Genomic DNA, 1443 nt, shown 5'->3' with positions numbered 1-1443 from the left:
GGGGGGACGCCCTGCTGCGCCCGGGCGCGGCTGCACGCGGTTCGCCGACGGCGGCGGGGGCGGGCCGGGCGGGGCCGTGGTGGTCACTCGACGACTCCTTCGGAGGTCGGGGCGGGCTCGGTCGTGGGCGCGACGTCGCCGGGCACTGCGTCGGCGGGCAGTGCGTCGGCGGGCGGCGCGTCGGCGGGCGGGGCGACGTCGTCGGGGCGGTCCTCGAGGTCGCGCGGCAGGAGCAGGCGCAGCTCGTCGGTGGTCGGGCTGTCGACGTCGCGCAGCCGCCAGGCGTGGCGGCCGACGGCGCCCTCGAGGACGTTCCGCGCGAAGCGGCCGTTGCCGAAGCCCTCGCCGCGGGGCGTGGCGGCGAGGATCTCGCGGAAACGCGTCAGGCACTCGGGCGTCGGCTCGAAGTCGGCCGCCTCGGCCATCCGCACGAAGATCGTCTCGATCTCGTCGTCCGTGTAGTCGGCGAACTCGATCGTCGTGCGGAAGCGGCTCGCGAGCCCCGGGTTGGACGCGACGAAGGACGCCATCGGCCCGGGGTAGCCGGCCACGATCACCACGAGGTCCTCGCGGTGGTCCTCCATCTCCTTGACCAGGGTGTCGACCGCCTCACGCCCGTACTGGTCGCCGGTGAGCGCGTAGGCCTCGTCGACGAAGAGCACACCGTCGATCGCGCCCGCGACGACCTTGGACGTCTTGACGGCGGTCTCGCCCAGGTACTGGCCGACGAGCTCGGACCGGTCGACCTCGACGAGGTGACCCTTGGCGAGCAGGCCGAGCGCGGCGTAGATGCCGCAGACCAGGCGGGCGACCGTGGTCTTGCCCGTGCCCGGGTTCCCCGTGAACACGAGGTGCCGGGAGATCGTCGGCGTGCGCAGGCCGTGCGCGGCCCGGAGCTTCTCCATGCGCAGGACGGCGGCCTGCTGGTGCACCTCGCGCTTGACGTCCGCGAGGCCGACGAGGGCGTCGAGCTCGGCGAGCAGCTCCTCGACCGACCGCCGCGGGGGTGCCTCCTCGGCGGCGGCCTCGGCAGGGGCGGAAGGCGGCACCGGGGCGGGGCTCGTGCTCGTCATCCCCGCCGGCACGCGTGCCGGCTCGGGCACCGGCGGCAGGTCGGCGAGGCTGCGGCCGGGGACCGCGGCCATCTGGGCGGCGCACGCCCGGGTCGCGTTCTCGACGACCCGCTCGGTCGGCGTGCCGAGGGTGCACGCGGCGGTCGCGACGCCCAGGAGGGCGTCGGCGTAGGCGTCCGTGTGGGCGGAGGCCGCCTGGGCGAGGTGGGCGAGGTGCGCGGTCGCGCTCACGCGCCACCGCCGTCCGCGCGCGGCCGCGTCGAAGAAGGCCTGCGTCCCCGACCCGTCGACGCCCACGGCGGACGCCCAGTCCGCAGGCGCGCCCGGCGCGGCCTCCGCGAGGGCGGCGGCGAACGCGGCTCCCTCGGCC

1 protein-coding gene is annotated in these 1443 nt (G+C 76.7%); it reads right to left on the bottom strand.

What is annotated here, in order from left to right; all coding sequences use genetic code 11:
* Nucleotides 1–83: 83 nt before the first annotated feature.
* Nucleotides 84–1443: AAA family ATPase (locus ICW40_RS20130; RefSeq protein WP_221655753.1), on the bottom strand; the 1360-nt coding region annotated here is incomplete at its 5' end.

The sequence above is a fragment of the Actinotalea ferrariae genome, from assembly GCF_019733465.1.
Lineage (GTDB): Bacteria > Actinomycetota > Actinomycetes > Actinomycetales > Cellulomonadaceae > Actinotalea > Actinotalea ferrariae_A.
The sequence above is the reverse complement of the archived record's forward strand: the minus strand, read 5'-3'. Positions and strand labels throughout refer to the sequence as shown.